1 protein-coding gene is annotated in these 1,560 nt (G+C 70.2%); it reads right to left on the bottom strand.

What is annotated here, in order from left to right:
* Positions 1-8: 8 nt before the first annotated feature.
* Positions 9-1,439 carry an NF041680 family putative transposase gene (locus FFT21_RS28410; protein WP_225978849.1) on the bottom strand — a complete coding sequence of 477 codons (1,431 nt, stop codon included), beginning with the start codon at positions 1,437-1,439 and terminating at the stop codon, positions 9-11.
* Positions 1,440-1,560 lie beyond the last annotated feature (121 nt).

Below are 1,560 nucleotides of genomic sequence, written 5' to 3'. Positions count from 1 at the left end.
CTTGATCTTTAACCTGTGCGGTTGCGGTGCTGTTGGAGAGTGAGGTCGCGTTTGACGGTCTTGCCGACCTCGTGACGGGTTGCCGGGTGGCGGTTGGTCGAGCCGAGCGGGCGTCCGGGACCGGGCCGGGAGGGTTTCGGGGCGGTTGCCGGGCGGGTGGTCGTCGCGTGGAGGTTGCGAAATCCCCGCCGGACCCGGGCGGGGGTCAGCCGGCGGGGCTCAGTGACTGGTTTTTCCCAGGGACGGCGATGGTCCTCGGCGATAGGGCGGGCCAGCCGCAGTTGGGTGTGGACAATCAGGACCAGCCAGGTCCAACGGTCGGCCGATTCGGGTGCGCGCAGCTTCGGGCGGGTCCAGCCCAGGGTCTGCTTGAACAGTCGGAAGGTGTGCTCGAGATCGAATCGTCGCAGGAACGCCTGCCAGAGCAGGTCGATCAGTGCCGCACTGGCGGCGGTGACCGAGGACCACAGCCACACCGGCTTGGGGTCCCGCTCGCCGGGTAGGTGCTCGACCTGCAGGCGGATCACGGTGCCCTCGACCAGGGGGAGCTCACCGTCATGGTCCAGCCAGGGGCCGCGGTGGGTCAGGCGCGGGTGCAGCCGGTCCCAGGCCTGGGCTTGGGCGTGCCCGTAGCGGGTGGTGTCGGTGTGGGTGGTGTGGTCAGGGGTGTGCCAACTGTCCGGGTCGGCCAGGGCGAACACGCCGCCGTGTTTGGCCGGACGCCCGGCGCGCCCGGGGTGTCGAGGCGGTGCGGGCCGCAGCATCACCCGATCCGAGCGGATCCTGCCCACCACCTCGATCGGCAGATCGGCCAGGACGAACGCCAGCCGGGTCACGTCGTAGCCGGCATCGAGTGCGATCAGGATGCTCGGGTCGCCGGGCTGCCAGTGGCCGGCGTGGATGATCCGGCCCACGACCTCGCGCAGTTGGGCGGCGGTGACCGCGGTGGCGTCGTCGGCAGGCCGGAGCCGCACCGCATCCAGCACCGCCGTCCAGGAGGTGCGCCCGGTCTCCAACGCCGCGACGAAGGAGTAGGGCCAGCCGGGGATCATCTGGGCTTGGCCCTTGCCGCGGGCGTAGGTGTGGCAGAACAGCCGCTCGGGGCTGCACGCGGCGTCCGGGCGCAGCCAGTGCGAGACATCCACGGCCAGCCCGATCCGGCCGTCCACGGCACGGGGTACGGGCAGCCCAGCCAGGGTGGTGCGTAGCCGGTCGATCTCGACGCGGCCGTGGTTGATCGCGTCGTAGCCGGCGCCGTGCCCACGCCGATGCTCAGGTGTGAGGGACAGTTCGGCCAGGCTGGCCACGGGCCCGCCGGCGCACAGCACCGCGTCGGCGAGCTCGAACAACGCGTCCGCCCGACCGGTCAGGCAGTGGTAGAACCGCTCGCGGAACTCGGACAACTGCCCGAGTGCACCGGCCTGGCCGGTGTCGTGCACACTGATCAACTGAAGCCCTTGGTTGTGATCTTCCATCTGGCGCAAGAGGAATGATCAACCAAGGGCTTCATCCATGATCACCCGGGGGTCGGGCCGCGCCACCCGGAGGTTAAACAACAAG

The organism is Gandjariella thermophila (assembly GCF_005405885.1).
Lineage (GTDB): Bacteria > Actinomycetota > Actinomycetes > Mycobacteriales > Pseudonocardiaceae > Gandjariella > Gandjariella thermophila.
Note: the sequence above shows the minus strand (reverse complement) of the source record. Positions and strands in the feature narration are given on the sequence as shown.